This is a genomic window from Ancylobacter gelatini (assembly GCF_022601675.1).
GTDB lineage: Bacteria > Pseudomonadota > Alphaproteobacteria > Rhizobiales > Xanthobacteraceae > Ancylobacter > Ancylobacter gelatini.
Map to the genome: position 1 here is coordinate 149,344 of NZ_JAKVIL010000001.1, position 14,806 is coordinate 164,149.

9 protein-coding genes are annotated in these 14,806 nt (G+C 63.7%); 8 read left to right on the forward strand and 1 reads right to left on the reverse strand.

The genetic code is table 11. The features are described 5' to 3' along the window. Window positions 1–398: 398 nt before the first annotated feature. From rplJ to rpoC, 4 genes are all read left to right on the forward strand, one after another. The gene (gene rplJ, locus MKI84_RS00690; RefSeq protein WP_241616052.1) at window positions 399–917 is read left to right on the forward strand and encodes a 50S ribosomal protein L10; all 519 of its coding nucleotides are present in this window, start codon (window positions 399–401) and stop codon (window positions 915–917) included. Between the two features lie 49 nt (window positions 918–966). Continuing rightward, window positions 967–1,341, forward strand: coding sequence for a 50S ribosomal protein L7/L12 (gene rplL, locus MKI84_RS00695; RefSeq protein ID WP_241616053.1), 375 nt, complete (start codon window positions 967–969; stop codon window positions 1,339–1,341). A gap of 290 nt (window positions 1,342–1,631) precedes the next feature. Further along, complete coding sequence (gene rpoB, locus MKI84_RS00700) at window positions 1,632–5,762, forward strand: DNA-directed RNA polymerase subunit beta (RefSeq protein WP_241616054.1); 4,131 nt, start codon at window positions 1,632–1,634, stop codon at window positions 5,760–5,762. A 134-nt stretch (window positions 5,763–5,896) separates the two neighbouring features. Next, window positions 5,897–10,087 (forward strand): DNA-directed RNA polymerase subunit beta', encoded by a 4,191-nt coding sequence (gene rpoC, locus MKI84_RS00705; RefSeq protein WP_241616055.1) that lies wholly within the window; start codon window positions 5,897–5,899, stop codon window positions 10,085–10,087. Between the two features lie 156 nt (window positions 10,088–10,243). On the opposite strand, the gene MKI84_RS00710 is transcribed toward rpoC, so the two are convergent. Continuing rightward, complete coding sequence (locus MKI84_RS00710; protein ID WP_241616056.1) at window positions 10,244–10,666, reverse strand: organic hydroperoxide resistance protein; 423 nt, start codon at window positions 10,664–10,666, stop codon at window positions 10,244–10,246. A 165-nt stretch (window positions 10,667–10,831) separates the two neighbouring features. Between MKI84_RS00710 and MKI84_RS00715 the strand changes: the two genes are divergently transcribed. The 4 genes from MKI84_RS00715 (at window position 10,832) to fusA (ending at window position 14,749) form a co-directional block, all read left to right on the forward strand. After that, the gene (locus tag MKI84_RS00715; protein ID WP_241616057.1) at window positions 10,832–11,332 is read left to right on the forward strand and encodes a MarR family winged helix-turn-helix transcriptional regulator; all 501 of its coding nucleotides are present in this window, start codon (window positions 10,832–10,834) and stop codon (window positions 11,330–11,332) included. Between the two features lie 460 nt (window positions 11,333–11,792). Beyond that, window positions 11,793–12,164 (forward strand): 30S ribosomal protein S12, encoded by a 372-nt coding sequence (gene rpsL, locus MKI84_RS00720; RefSeq protein ID WP_241616058.1) that lies wholly within the window; start codon window positions 11,793–11,795, stop codon window positions 12,162–12,164. Between the two features lie 11 nt (window positions 12,165–12,175). Continuing rightward, window positions 12,176–12,646 (forward strand): 30S ribosomal protein S7, encoded by a 471-nt coding sequence (gene rpsG, locus MKI84_RS00725; protein WP_241616059.1) that lies wholly within the window; start codon window positions 12,176–12,178, stop codon window positions 12,644–12,646. A 27-nt stretch (window positions 12,647–12,673) separates the two neighbouring features. After that, complete coding sequence (gene fusA, locus MKI84_RS00730; protein ID WP_241616060.1) at window positions 12,674–14,749, forward strand: elongation factor G; 2,076 nt, start codon at window positions 12,674–12,676, stop codon at window positions 14,747–14,749. Window positions 14,750–14,806: the final 57 nt, after the last annotated feature.

The following is a 14,806-nucleotide window of genomic DNA, read 5'->3' on the forward strand; positions in this document are numbered from 1 at the left end:
GCTATCAGGGGCTGACAAATCTCATGCGACCCACTATATGGACAGTTTCGCGGCCGGCGATGAGTCGGCCGCGTGTTGATTTTGATTCCAGGCTTTCGCCCGTTAATTCGGGTGAAGAGGCCGGTGGGGCTCGCCCTACCGGCTTAATCCTGTCCGAGACTGCCGGTGCTAAGCCGTTACAGGTTCAGCTTAATCCCACTTCGGGGCCAGCATAGACGGGGGACGACCGAGAGAAGGGGCGGGCTTTGCCGCGCCTTGGATTTCGGCTCGAACCAGCGCCTTGGCCGGTTTCGGTCCCAGGGGACAGGATACTAACCGTCGTTTTTCCTTCCCGGAGAAACGGCAAGGCGCAAACCGGCGGGGTGGATTTTCCTCCTCGCCACCGGAGAGCAAGTGAAGTGGATCGAGCACAAAAAGAAGAGCTCGTCACGTCGCTGTCCGAGGTGTTCCAGAACACTTCGGTCGTCGTCGTGGCCCACTATTCCGGCCTCACCGTCGCCCAGCTGCAGACCCTGCGTCGGCAGATGAAGGCGAACGGCGCGACCGTGAAAGTGGCGAAGAACCGCCTCGCAAAGATCGCTCTCGAAGGCTCGGACGTCGCTCATGTCGGCACCCTCCTGAAGGGTCCGACCATCATCGCTTATTCCAGCGATCCTGTCGCGGCCCCGAAGGTCGCCGTCGACTTCGCCAAGGCGAATGACAAGTTCGTCATTCTCGGCGGAGCGTTCGGCAAGACTGCCCTGAACGTGGATGGTGTGAAGGCTCTGGCCACCATGCCGTCCCTCGATGAACTGCGTGCGAAGCTGGTCGGCCTCATCCAGGCCCCGGCGACCAAGATCGCGCAGCTCAGCACCGCGCCGGCTGCGAAGCTCGCCCGCGTGTTCGGGGCTTATGCCAGAGAGAACGAAGCCGCGTGAGGCTTCCCGGTTGATACTGGTTCGAACCTAAATCCAAGGACTGTATAAAATGGCTGATCTGTCGAAGCTCGTTGACGAGCTGTCCTCCCTGACCGTTCTCGAGGCTGCCGAGCTCGCGAAGCTCCTCGAAGAGAAGTGGGGCGTTTCCGCCGCGGCCGCCGTGGCCGTGGCTGCCGCTCCGGCGGGCGCTGCCGCTCCCGTTGCTGAAGAGCAGACCGAGTTCACTGTTGTCCTGGCCGCGGCCGGCGACAAGAAGATCGAAGTGATTAAGGAAGTCCGCGCCATCACCGGCCTGGGCCTCAAGGAAGCCAAGGACCTGGTCGAAGGCGCTCCGAAGCCCGTCAAGGAAGGCGTGGCCAAGGACGAAGCCGAGAAGCTCAAGGCCCAGCTCGAGAAGGCTGGCGCCAAAGTCGAGCTCAAGTGATCTCTTGAGATCATCGGGAGCCACCGGTCTGCCGGCGGCTCCCTTTTCGCCGTTGGCGCAAGGCCGGCGGCATCTTGGAAGCCTCGACGGCTTCCCCGGCCATCCGGGCGGACAGGGTCCGCAGGATGGCCGGGCGAGTCGTCGGGCGCGGGCGGGTCGGAAAATCGGCGCATTGGCGTCGTATCGCTTTCCGGACGTTCCGCGACACGCGCTTCAGGCCTTAGGGGTGGGATGACCCGCCGCGGGACCTGAAGGGTGCAGACGTATACTCGGACGGAGCGAGGAGCGACATGGCGCAGACGTTCACCGGTCGTAAGCGGGTCCGCAAGTTTTTCGGCAAGATCCAGGAAGTGGCCGAGATGCCGAACCTCATCGAGGTTCAGAAGGCATCCTATGACCAGTTCCTGCAGATCGTCGAGCCGAAGGGCGGGCGTGCGGACGACGGCATTCAGGCGGTTTTCAAGTCGGTGTTCCCGATTTCGGACTTTTCGGGCGCTGCCATGCTCGAATTCGTCCGCTACGAGTTCGAACCGCCGAAATATGACGTGGACGAGTGCCGCCAGCGCGGCATGACGTTCGCGGCGCCGCTGAAGGTGACGCTGCGGCTGATCGTGTTCGATGTGGACCCGGATACCGGCTCGAAGTCCGTCAAGGACATCAAGGAGCAGGACGTCTACATGGGCGACATCCCGCTCATGACGATGAACGGCACCTTCATCGTGAACGGCACCGAGCGCGTTATCGTCTCGCAGATGCACCGTTCGCCGGGTGTGTTCTTCGACCACGATAAGGGCAAGACGCACTCCTCGGGCAAGCTGCTGTTCGCGGCGCGCATCATTCCTTATCGCGGCTCCTGGCTGGACATCGAGTTCGACGCCAAGGACATCGTGTTCGCGCGCATCGACCGTCGCCGCAAGATTCCGGTGACCAGCCTGCTGTTCGCGCTGGGTCTGGCCGGCGAGGAGATCCTCAACACCTTCTACGAGACCATCACCTTCGATCGCACGAAGGATGGATGGCGCATGCCGTTCGATCCGAAGCGGATGCGCGGCTACAAGGCGGTTTCCGACCTCGTCGACGCCGACACCGGCGAAGTCGTGATCGAGGCCGGCAAGAAGGTGACCGTGCGCCAGGCGCGCCAGCTCGCCGAGAAGGGCCTCAAGGCGCTCAAGATTTCCGACGAGGAAATGATCGGCCAGTATGTGGCTGAGGACCTCGTGAACCCGCAGACCGGCGAAATCTACGTCGAGGCGGGCGAGGAAGTCAGCGATAAGATGCTGAAGCAGCTCGCGGAACTCGGCTATGACGAGCTCCCGATCCTCGACATCGACCATGTGAATATCGGCGCCTATATTCGCAACACCCTCAGCGTCGACAAGAACGTGACGCGCGAGGACGCGCTGTTCGACATCTACCGCGTGATGCGTCCCGGTGAGCCGCCGACCCTCGATTCGGCGCAGGCCATGTTCCATTCGCTGTTCTTCGACAGCGAGCGTTACGACCTCTCCGCGGTTGGCCGCGTGAAGATGAACATGCGCCTCGACCTCGACGCCGAGGACACCGTGCGCGTGCTGCGCCGTGAGGACATTCTCGCGGTCATCAAGACGCTGGTGGAACTGCGCGACGGCAAGGGCGAGATCGACGACATCGACCATCTCGGCAACCGCCGCGTGCGCTCGGTCGGCGAGCTGATGGAGAATCAGTACCGCGTCGGCCTGCTGCGCATGGAGCGTGCCATCAAGGAGCGCATGTCCTCGGTCGACATCGACACCGTGATGCCGCAGGACCTGATCAACGCGAAGCCCGTGGCTGCCGCCGTGCGCGAGTTCTTCGGCTCTTCGCAGCTCTCGCAGTTCATGGACCAGACCAACCCGCTGTCGGAGATCACCCACAAGCGCCGTCTCTCGGCGCTTGGCCCGGGCGGCCTGACGCGCGAGCGCGCCGGCTTCGAGGTGCGCGACGTGCACCCGACGCATTACGGCCGCATCTGCCCGATCGAGACGCCGGAAGGCCCGAACATCGGCCTTATCAACTCGCTGGCGACCTTTGCGCGCGTCAACAAGTACGGCTTCATCGAGGCGCCGTATCGCCGCGTGCGCGACAGCCAGGTGCAGGACGAAGTGGTCTATCTCTCCGCCATGGAGGAGGGGAAGTACTACGTCGCGCAGGCCAACATTCCGCTCGACGCCGAAGGCCGCTTCACCGAGGACCTGATCGTCTGCCGTCACGCCGGCGACGTGCTGCTCGTGACGCCGGATCGCGTGGACTTCATGGACGTGTCGCCGAAGCAGCTCGTTTCGGTCGCGGCCGCGCTCATCCCGTTCCTTGAGAACGACGACGCGAACCGCGCCCTGATGGGCTCGAACATGCAGCGCCAGGCGGTGCCGCTGGTTCGCGCCGATGCGCCCTTCGTCGGCACCGGCATGGAAGCTGTGGTCGCCCGCGACTCCGGCGCTGCCATCGCCGCGCGCCGTACCGGCGTGATCGACCAGGTGGATGCCACCCGTATCGTTATCCGCGCGACGGAAGAGGCCGATGCCTCCAAGTCGGGTGTCGATATCTACCGGCTGCAGAAGTTCCAGCGCTCCAACCAGTCGACGTGCATCAACCAGCGTCCGCTGGTGCGTGTCGGCGACTGGGTGAAGAAGGGCGACATCATCGCGGACGGTCCCTCGACCGATCTCGGCGATCTCGCGCTCGGCCGGAACATCCTCGTCGCGTTCATGCCGTGGAACGGCTACAACTTCGAGGACTCGATCCTGCTGTCCGAGAACATCTCGAAGGGCGACATCTTCTCGTCGATCCATATCGAGGAGTTCGAGGTGATGGCCCGCGACACCAAGCTGGGCCCCGAGGAAATCACCCGCGACATTCCGAACGTCTCGGAAGAGGCGCTGCGGAACCTGGACGAAGCCGGCATCGTCTATATCGGTGCCGAGGTCCAGGCGGGCGACATCCTGTGCGGCAAGATCACCCCGAAGGGCGAAAGCCCGATGACTCCGGAAGAAAAGCTGCTTCGTGCCATCTTCGGCGAGAAGGCGGCCGACGTGCGCGACACGTCGCTGCGCGTTCCCCCGGGTGTCACCGGCACGGTGGTCGAGGTGCGCGTGTTCAACCGCCACGGCGTGGACAAGGACGAGCGCGCCCAGGCGATCGAACGCGAGGAGATCGAGCGTCTCGCCAAGGACCGTGACGACGAGCAGGCGATCCTTGACCGTAACGTCTTCGGCCGCCTCGCCGAAATGCTGGACGGCAAGACCGTCGTCGCCGGCCCGAAGGGCTTCAAGAAGGACACGGTGCTGACCCGCTCGCTGATGACGGATTATCCGCGCAGCCAGTGGTGGCAGTTCGCCGTGGCCGACGACAAGCTGATGAGCGAGCTGGAGGCGATCCGCAACCAGTACGACGAGTCGAAGAAGCGCCTTGAGCAGCGCTTCCTCGACAAGGTCGAGAAGCTGCAGCGCGGTGACGAACTGCCGCCCGGCGTGATGAAGATGGTCAAGGTCTTCATCGCGGTGAAGCGCAAGATCCAGCCGGGCGACAAGATGGCCGGCCGGCATGGTAACAAGGGCGTGGTCTCGCGCATCGTCCCGGTCGAGGACATGCCGTTCCTTGAGGACGGTACCCCGGTCGACATGGTGCTCAACCCGCTCGGCGTGCCCTCGCGCATGAATGTGGGGCAGATCCTCGAGACCCATCTCGGCTGGGCCTGCGCGGGCCTTGGCAAGGTGATTGACCGTGCGATCGAACAGTATCGCGCGGCCAACGAGATCGCCCCGCTCAAGGACGCGTTCGCCAAGATCTACGGCGCAGACGAGACCATCGAGTCGCTCGATGAGGAAGGTCTGGTCGAGCTGGGATCGAACCTGCGCCGCGGCGTGCCGATCGCCACTCCGGTGTTCGACGGCGCCCGCGAGGCGGATATCGAGCGCATGCTGGAACTGGCCGGCCTCGACAAGTCCGCGCAGTCGACCCTGTTCGATGGCCGTACTGGCGAGCAGTTCGACCGTCGGGTGACCGTCGGCTACATCTACATGCTGAAGCTGCATCATCTTGTCGACGACAAGATCCATGCGCGCTCGATCGGCCCGTACTCGCTCGTGACCCAGCAGCCGCTGGGTGGCAAGGCACAGTTCGGCGGCCAGCGCTTCGGCGAAATGGAGGTGTGGGCGCTGGAAGCGTATGGCGCGGCCTATACGCTGCAGGAGATGCTCACCGTGAAGTCGGACGACGTCGCCGGCCGCACCAAGGTCTACGAGGCGATCGTCCGCGGCGACGACACCTTCGAGGCGGGCATTCCCGAGAGCTTCAACGTTCTCGTGAAGGAAATGCGCTCGCTGGGCCTGAACGTGGAGCTGATGAACTCCAAGACGCAGAGCGCGGTGCCGGGCGCGGGCGAGAGCCTGCCGGCGGCCGAGTAAGCCACCACTGACACGAGGCGCGCGACGGGCTTTGCTGCCCATCGCGCGCCACGACCGCGCCAAACGACCAGACTTTTCCGTGACCTCGATCACCCGCGATTTGCGGGGTTCGGGTCCAGCCGAAGGAGACGGCGATGAATCAGGAGATGATGAATCTCTTCAACCCGGCGGCGCCTGCGCCGACCTTCGATCAGATCAAGATCTCGATCGCGAGCCCGGAAAAGATCCAGTCCTGGTCGTTCGGCGAGATCAAGAAGCCCGAGACGATCAACTACCGGACCTTCAAGCCTGAGCGCGACGGCCTGTTCTGCGCGCGCATCTTCGGCCCGATCAAGGATTACGAGTGCTTGTGCGGCAAGTACAAGCGCATGAAGTACAAGGGCATCATCTGCGAGAAGTGCGGCGTCGAGGTCACCCTCTCGCGCGTGCGCCGCGAGCGCATGGGCCATATCGAGCTGGCCGCCCCGGTCGCCCATATCTGGTTCCTGAAGTCGCTCCCGAGCCGCATCGGCCTGCTGCTCGACATGACGCTCAAGGACCTCGAGCGCATTCTGTACTTTGAATATTACTGCGTCATCGAGCCGGGCCTCACCCCGCTGAAGGAGCGTCAGCTCCTCTCGGAAGAGGACTATCTGCGCGCGCAGGAAGAATATGGCGACGACTCGTTCACCGCGCTGATCGGCGCGGAGGCGATCCGCGAGCTGCTGCGCGGCATGGACCTCGAGAAGATCGCCGGCAACCTCCGCAAGGAGATCGCCGAGGCGACCACCGAGCTCAAGCCCAAGAAGCTCGCCAAGCGCCTGAAGATCGTCGAGGCCTTCCAGCTTTCCGGCAATAAGCCGGAATGGATGATCCTGACCCATGTCCCGGTCATCCCGCCGGACCTGCGTCCGCTGGTGCCGCTGGACGGCGGCCGCTTCGCGACCTCGGATCTGAACGACCTGTACCGCCGCGTCATCAACCGTAACAACCGTCTCAAGCGGCTGATCGAGCTGAAGGCGCCGGACATCATCATCCGCAACGAGAAGCGCATGCTTCAGGAAGCGGTCGACGCGCTGTTCGACAACGGCCGTCGCGGCCGCGTCATCACCGGCGCCAACAAGCGCCCGCTGAAGTCGCTCGCCGACATGCTGAAGGGCAAGCAGGGCCGGTTCCGTCAGAACCTGCTCGGTAAGCGCGTCGACTATTCCGGCCGTTCGGTGATCGTGGTCGGTCCCGAGCTGAAGCTGCACCAGTGCGGCCTGCCGAAGAAGATGGCGCTGGAGCTGTTCAAGCCCTTCATCTATTCGCGTCTCGACGCGAAGGGTCTCTCCGCGACCGTGAAGCAGGCCAAGAAGCTGGTCGAGAAGGAGCGTCCCGAGGTGTGGGACATCCTCGACGAGGTGATCCGCGAGCATCCGGTGATGCTGAACCGCGCCCCGACGCTGCACCGCCTCGGCATCCAGGCGTTCGAGCCCGTGCTGATCGAGGGCAAGGCGATCCAGCTTCACCCGCTGGTCTGCTCGGCCTTCAACGCGGACTTCGACGGCGATCAGATGGCGGTCCATGTGCCGCTGTCGATCGAGGCGCAGCTCGAAGCGCGCGTGCTGATGATGTCGACCAACAACATCCTGCACCCCGCGAACGGCGCGCCGATCATCGTGCCGTCGCAGGACATCGTGCTCGGCCTGTATTATCTCACCATGCTGCGCGAGGGTGAGCCCGGTGAGGGCATGGCTTTCGCCAATATGGGCGAGATCGATCACGCTCTGGCCGCCAAGGTGATCACGCTGCACACCAAGGTGCGCGGGCGCTATATCGGCGTCGACGAGGAAGGTAACGAAGTCTCGAAGATCTACGAGACCACGCCCGGCCGCATGAAGCTCGGCGAACTGCTGCCCAAGACCGCGAAGACTCCTTACGACGTCGTCAACAAGCTGATGACCAAGAAGGAAATCTCGAACATGATCGACACCGTCTACCGCCATTGCGGTCAGAAGGAGACGGTCATCTTCTGCGATCGCATCATGACGCTCGGCTTCTCCAATGCGTTCCGCGCCGGCATCTCCTTCGGCAAGGACGACATGGTGGTGCCCTCCAAGAAGTGGGACATGGTCGAAGAGACCCGTGCGCTCACCAAGGAGTACGAGCAGCAGTACAATGACGGCCTGATCACCCAGGGCGAGAAGTACAACAAGGTCGTCGACGCGTGGGGCAAGTGCTCCGCCCGCCTCGCCGACGAGATGATGGCCGAGATTTCGGCGGTGAAGAAGGACCCGGTGACGGGCCGCGAGAAGCAGATCAACTCGATCTACATGATGGCGCATTCCGGCGCGCGTGGTTCGCGTGAGCAGATGCGCCAGCTTGCGGCGATGCGCGGCCTGATGGCCAAGCCGTCGGGCGAGATCATCGAGACTCCGATCATCTCGAACTTCAAGGAAGGCCTGTCCGTGCTCGAGTACTTCAACTCGACCCACGGCGCCCGTAAGGGTCTGGCCGACACCGCGCTGAAGACCGCGAACTCGGGCTACCTGACCCGTCGTCTCGTCGACGTGGCGCAGGACAGCATCATCACGTTGCGCGACTGCGGCACGACCAACGGCATCGCGATGCGGGCGATCATCGACGCCGGCAACATCGTCGCGACGCTGGGCTCGCGCGTCCTCGGCCGCACCGCGGCGGAAGACGTGATCGAGGGCGGCACGGGCAATGTGCTGGTTCCGGCCGGCCACATGATGGACGAGGCGGATGTCGAGCGCATCAGCAAGGCTGGCGTGCAGGAGATCAAGATCCGCTCCGTGCTGACCTGCGAAGCCAAGAGCGGCGTCTGCGGCACCTGCTATGGCCGCGACCTGGCGCGCGGCACGCCGGTGAACATGGGTGAGGCGGTCGGCGTCATCGCGGCGCAGTCCATCGGCGAGCCGGGCACCCAACTCACCATGCGCACCTTCCACATTGGTGGTGCGGCGCAGCTCTCCGAGCAGTCCTTCATCGAGGCCTCGTTCGAAGGCACGGTGAAGATCCGCAACCGCAACGTGGTGCGCAACTCGGACGGCGAACTGATCGCGATGAGTCGCAACCTGTCCGTCCTGATCATCGATCACGACGGTTCGGAAAAGGCGGCGCACCGTATCCAGTTCGGCGCCAAGCTGAAGGTGGACGACGGCGACGCGATCAAGCGCGGCCAGCGTATCGCGGAGTGGGACCCCTATACCCGCCCGATCCTCACCGAAGTCGAGGGCACGGTGGCGTTCGAGGACCTGGTGGAAGGCGCCTCGCTGAGCGAGACGGTCGACGAATCGACGGGCATCGCCAAGCGCGTCGTCACCGACTGGCGCACGGGCCGCGCGTCCGAACTGCGCCCGGCCATGATCGTGCGCGGCGCGGACGGCAAGATCGCCAAGCTGCCGCGCGGCGGCGAGGCTCGCTACACCCTTCCGGTGGACGCGATCATCTCCGCGGATCCTGGCGCCATGGTGAAGGCAGGTGACGCTCTCGCCCGCGTGCCGATGGAAAGCGCCAAGACCCGCGACATCACGGGCGGTCTGCCGCGCGTGGCGGAGCTGTTCGAGGCGCGTCGTCCGAAGGATGCGGCGATCATCGCCGAGATCGCCGGCACGATCCGCTTCGGCAAGGACTACAAGAACAAGCGTCGTCTCACGATCGAGCCGCAGGACTCGACCGACGATGCTGCCGAGTACCTGATCCCGAAGGGCAAGCACATCCATCTGCAGGATGGCGACCTCGTCGAGAAGGGCGACTTCATCGTCGACGGCAACCCCGCGCCGCACGACATCCTGGCGATCAAGGGCGTCGAAGAACTCGCCGCCTATCTCGTGAACGAGATCCAGGAGGTCTACCGTCTGCAGGGCGTGCTCATCAACGACAAGCACATCGAGGTGATCGTCCGCCAGATGCTGCAGAAGGTCGAGATCGACGACGCCGGCGAAAGCGACCTGCTCACCAATGAGCAGATCGACGTCTCGGAGCTGAACGAGATCAACGAGGTGTTGATCGCGGAAGGCAAGAAGCCGGCGTCCGGTCATCCGGTGCTGCTCGGCATCACCAAGGCCTCGCTGCAGACGCGTTCGTTCATCTCGGCGGCCTCGTTCCAGGAGACCACCCGCGTCCTTACCGAGGCGGCGGTCAACGGCAAGTCCGACGACCTGGGCGGCCTGAAGGAGAACGTGATCGTCGGCCGGCTCATCCCGGCGGGTACCGGCGCGCAGATGTCCAAGCTGCGCGTGACCGCGACCTCGCGCGACGATCTCATCGTGGCGCAGAACGAGCAGGAAATGGCGCCGGCCAACGTGCCGGCCCTTGAAGGGCCGACCCCGGCGGAGTGATCCGCCCGCGTTACCCGCGCTCTGAGTTGAAGAAGGCCGCTCCTTTCGAGGAGTGGCCTTTTTTCTGTGCTGAACGTCGCTCTCCGGGAGGGGCGCACGAAAAAAGGGCCGCCCGGCGAGGGCGGCCCTTTTGATCATCCCGTCGAATGCCGAGGCTCAGGCGACGGAGAGCCGGACGTCCAGGCTGCCCTTGGTGGCGTGCGAATAGGGGCAGACGACGTGGGCGCGCTGCACCAGGTCTTCGGCCACCGAGCGCTCGATGCCGGGCAGGGCGATGGTCAGTGCCACATCGAGCCCGAAGCCCTGGCCATCATCACGCGGGCCGATGCCGACGTCGGCGGTGACGGTGCTGTCGTCGGCAACCTTGATCTTGAGCTGGCCGGCCACGAACTTGATGGCGCCGAGGAAGCAGGCGGAATAGCCGGCTGCGAAGAGTTGCTCGGGATTGTTGCCGGCGCCGCCCGGCCCGCCGAGTTCCTTCGGTGTCACCAGCTCAACCTTGAGCGCGCCGTCATAGGTGGCGGCGGAGCCGGTGCGTCCGCCCGTGGCCGTGGCTTGGGTCTTGTAGAGAACCTTCATGATCAGCACTCCTGCTAGGCGCCTGGGCGCCGGATAACTGCCCGATTAAATATCGTGCGCGATGTAATTTCGTATCGATGTCCAGCGCGGCTGTCTAGCGAAAAGTTATCGCGATAACTATTATTGTGCGATAATCGGGAGCTGAGGGAGTTATGGGAGAGCCACATGACCGATGCGCGCGACCTGCTGCGGCTGGAGAGCCAGTTCTGCTTCAGCCTGTATTCCGCCGCCCATGCGGTGATGCGCGCCTACCGGCCGCTGCTGGAGGCGCTTGGGCTGACCTATCCGCAATATCTCGTCATGCTGGTGCTGTGGGAACAGCCGGAGCAGACGGTGGGTGGCATCGCCGACCGGCTGCTGCTCGAATCGAGCACGCTGACGCCGCTTTTGAAGCGGCTGGAGGCGATGGGGCTCATCAACCGCCGGCGCAATCCTGCCAATGAACGCCAGCTCATCGTGACGCTGACCGGGCAGGGCAGGGAGCTGCGCGCGAAAGCCGAATCGATTCCCGCCGCGATTCTCTGTGCCTCGGGCCACGATTTGCCGAATCTCCTGCGTCTGCGCGATGAGTTGGTCGTCACCCGCGATTCTTTTGCCGGCGCCACGGGTGACGAACATTCGCTAACGGCTATGGTTACCGCCAGCGGACCGGACGAGGAGGCCTAAAGGGCTGCCGTTTCGGCAGGAAAGCGCGTTTAGGGGGCTCCTGCGGACGGGGCGACCCTTCACGAACCCGCAAGGTTGCTCGCTTTCCCGCTTGACTTGGGCCGAGTCGGCGCGTAGAAGGCGCCTACTTTCACGGCAGGCGGTTGGATTTACCGCGTTCGGGCGCCATACCCAGACACAGAAATCCAAGACGCTGCCGGAACGCAAGCATGACCATATCCGGCGCATGATCGCGCAGTGACAGTCTGACTGTCCGTGTGATCCTCTGAACGTTAGCGCCCTCGGCCAAAGACTGGCCGGCGGCGCGATTTCGTTCGTAGTCAATCCCGGTCGGGCCGGTTCGCCGGTTTCATGCTCACTGTTCCGAACCGTCGAGAGATCCATGCGGTTGCGGCCGCGGAATTTGGTTCGCGAAGGGGCGCTCTTGCCCTGATCGCAAGCGAGACGAAGGCGAGAAGAAGTGCCGACGATCAACCAGCTGATCCGCAAGCCGCGGGATGCCCAGAAGGCGCGGAACAAGGTTCCTGCGCTGCAGGCCAGCCCGCAGAAGCGCGGCGTTTGCACCCGCGTCTACACCACGACCCCGAAGAAGCCGAACTCGGCGCTTCGTAAGGTCGCCAAGGTTCGTTTGACCAATGGCTATGAAGTCATCGGTTACATCCCTGGCGAAGGTCACAATCTTCAGGAGCACTCCGTGGTGATGATCCGCGGCGGCCGCGTGAAGGACCTTCCGGGCGTGCGCTACCACATCCTGCGTGGCGTGCTCGATACCCAGGGCGTCAAGAATCGCAAGCAGCGCCGGTCGAAGTACGGCGCGAAGCGGCCGAAGTGAGGATCTGAACGATGTCCCGTCGCCACCGTGCAGAGCGCCGCGAAGTTACCCCGGATCCGAAGTTCGGCTCCGAGGTTCTGAGCCGCTTCATGAATGCCGTCATGTATGACGGCAAGAAGTCGGTCGCCGAGCAGATCGTCTACGGCGCGCTCGATATCGTCGAGAGCCGTGCGAAGTCCGAGCCGCTGGGCGTGTTCACCCAGGCTCTCGACAATGTCAGCCCGGCCATCGAAGTGCGTTCGCGCCGCGTCGGCGGTGCCACCTACCAGGTGCCGGTCGAAGTTCGCCCCGAGCGTCGTCAGGCGCTGGCGATCCGTTGGCTGATCATTGCGGCCCGTGCCCGCAACGAGAAGACCATGGTCGAGCGCCTGTCGGGCGAACTGCTCGATGCTTCGAATAATCGCGGCACCGCCGTGAAGAAACGTGAAGACACCCACCGCATGGCGGAGGCGAACCGCGCCTTCTCTCACTACCGTTGGTGATGAAGAGAGCCGGGACGAGGATCTGATATGTCGCGCATTAATGCCATCGAAGACTACCGTAATTTCGGCATCATGGCCCACATCGATGCCGGGAAGACCACGACCACTGAGCGGATCCTCTATTACACCGGCAAGAGCCACAAGATCGGTGAAGTCCACGATGGCGCTGCCACCATGGACTGGATGACCCAGGAGCAGGAGCGCGGCATCACCATCACGTCCGCCGCGACGACCGCTTTCTGGCACGGCAAGCGTCTGAACATCATCGACACCCCCGGCCACGTCGACTTCACGATTGAAGTCGAGCGTTCGCTGCGCGTGCTCGACGGTGCCGTCTGCGTGCTCGACGGCAACCAGGGCGTCGAGCCCCAGACCGAGACCGTGTGGCGTCAGGCCGACAAGTACAACGTGCCGCGCATCGTGTTCGTCAACAAGATGGACAAGACCGGCGCGGACTTCTTCCGCTGCGTGGAGATGATCATCGACCGCGTTGACGGCAAGCCGGTGTGCTGCCAGCTGCCGATCGGCTCGGAGAGCAACTTCAAGGGCATCATTGACCTCGTCCGCATGAAGGCGGTCGTGTGGGACAATGAAGAGCTCGGCGCGAAATATCACGACGAAGAAATTCCGGCGGAACTGCTCGACCAGGCGGTCGAGTATCGCGGCAAGCTGCTTGAGGCGGCCGTGGAACTCGACGACGACGTTCTGTCGGCCTATCTCGATGGCGTGGAGCCGGATGAGCAGACCCTCAAGGGCCTGATCCGCAAGGCCGTCATTGGTCGCGTGTTCAACCCGGTCTTCTGTGGTTCGGCCTTCAAGAACAAGGGCGTGCAGCCTCTGCTCGACGCCGTGTGCGATTTCCTGCCGAGCCCGATCGATCGTGGCGCCATCAAGGGCATCGATTTCGACACCGAGGAAGAGACCGTCCGCAACCCCAGCGACACCGACCCGCTGTCGGTGCTGGCGTTCAAGATCATGGACGACCCCTTCGTCGGCACCATCACTTTCTGCCGCGTCTATTCGGGCAAGCTGGAGACCGGCATGGGTCTCCTCAACTCGACCCGCGACAAGAAGGAGCGCGTCGGCCGCATGCTTCTGATGCATGCGAACAACCGCGAGGACATCAAGGAAGCCTATGCGGGCGACATCGTCGCTCTCGCCGGCCTCAAGGAAGTCCGCACCGGCGACACGCTGTGCGACCCGGCAAAGCCGGTGATCCTCGAGAAGATGGAGTTCCCGGAACCCGTCATCGAGATCGCGATCGAGCCGAAGTCGAAGGCCGACCAGGAGAAGCTGGGCCTGGCGCTGGCCAAGCTCGCTGCCGAGGATCCGTCCTTCCGCGTGTCGACCGATCACGAGAGCGGCCAGACCATCCTCAAGGGGATGGGCGAACTGCACCTCGACATCAAGGTCGACATTCTGAAGCGCACCTACAAGGTCGATGCGAATATCGGCGCTCCGCAGGTGGCTTATCGCGAGACGATCACCCGCAAGACCGAAGTCGACTACACCCACAAGAAGCAGACCGGCGGTACCGGCCAGTTCGCGCGGGTGAAGTTCACGGTCGAGCCGAACGAAGTCGGCAAGGGCTTTGCGTTCGATAGCGCGATCGTCGGCGGCGCGGTGCCGAAGGAATACATTCCCGGCGTCAACAAGGGTCTGGAAAGCGTGCTCGGTTCGGGCGTGCTGGCCGGCTTCCCGGTGGTCGACGTCAAGGTGACCCTCACCGACGGCGCGTTCCACGAAGTCGACTCGTCGGCCCTGGCCTTCGAAATCGCCTCGCGTGCGGCGTTCCGCGAAGCCCTGCAGAAGGGTGGCGCGGTGCTCCTCGAGCCGATCATGAAGGTCGAGGTTGTCACGCCGGAAGATTACACCGGCTCGGTCATCGGCGACCTCAACTCCCGCCGCGGCCAGATCCAGGGTCAGGACATGCGTGGCAATGCGAATGTCGTGAACGCGATGGTGCCGCTGGCCAACATGTTCGGCTACGTCAACACGCTCCGGTCCTTCTCGCAGGGCCGCGCGACCTTCACCATGCAGTTCGACCACTACGAGCAGGTGCCGTCGAACGTCGCTCAGGAGGTTCAGGCGAAGTACGCCTGATAACAGAAGCCAAGGTGTTCAATGCCTTGGCGCCTGCCTTTCGAGTGATTTCGTATC